Raw genomic sequence first — 586 nt, 5'->3', positions numbered from 1 at the left:
ATGCCGGGCAGTCATTTGTCACCGGCCGCCGCGTGGCGATCCCCGAGCCGGTCTGGTCTGGCGATGAGGCGCTGATCACGGTCACGCCGGGCTGGGCCGCCACGATCGACAGGGTGCGCCTCGACCTGACGCCACAGGATGCGTCGAACCATGTCCTGGTGGACTGGATCGCCATCGGCCGCCCGGCGCCGGGCGCCACCTCGGCCGAGCTGGTCGAGGAACGGACGGCCCGGCTCGCGGCCGACAATGCCCAGGCGGCCGCCATCCTCGATATGCAGGCCGGGATCACCGATGTTCAGGGCAATCTGGCCGCCACCGCAGGGGCGGTCGATGCGCTGACGATTGAGGTGACAGAGACCAGGGCCACCGTGGCCTCGCAGGCAACGGCCCTGACCGAATTGCAGACCGAAGTCGCAGGCAAGGCATCCGCTGACGCTGTCGCGGCGCTCGAAAGCCGGACCAGCGCGACCGAGACAGCGGTGAAGACTGGCAGTGCGGCGACCACCAGCCTGCGGGCCAGCCTGTTGCCTCTGGCCTCCGAGGTGCTGGATCAGGGCTTTGCCGAGTTTCTGGCCCGCCGGAAGGC

The 586-nt window shown here is 69.6% G+C and carries 1 protein-coding gene; it reads left to right on the top strand.

The features are described 5' to 3' along the window. Positions 1–586: hypothetical protein (locus IE126_RS25795; protein WP_194678748.1), on the top strand; the 586-nt coding region annotated here is incomplete at both ends.

Source organism: Gemmobacter nanjingensis (assembly GCF_014652195.1).
GTDB lineage: Bacteria > Pseudomonadota > Alphaproteobacteria > Rhodobacterales > Rhodobacteraceae > Gemmobacter > Gemmobacter caeni.
Note: the sequence above shows the minus strand (reverse complement) of the source record. Positions and strands in the feature narration are given on the sequence as shown.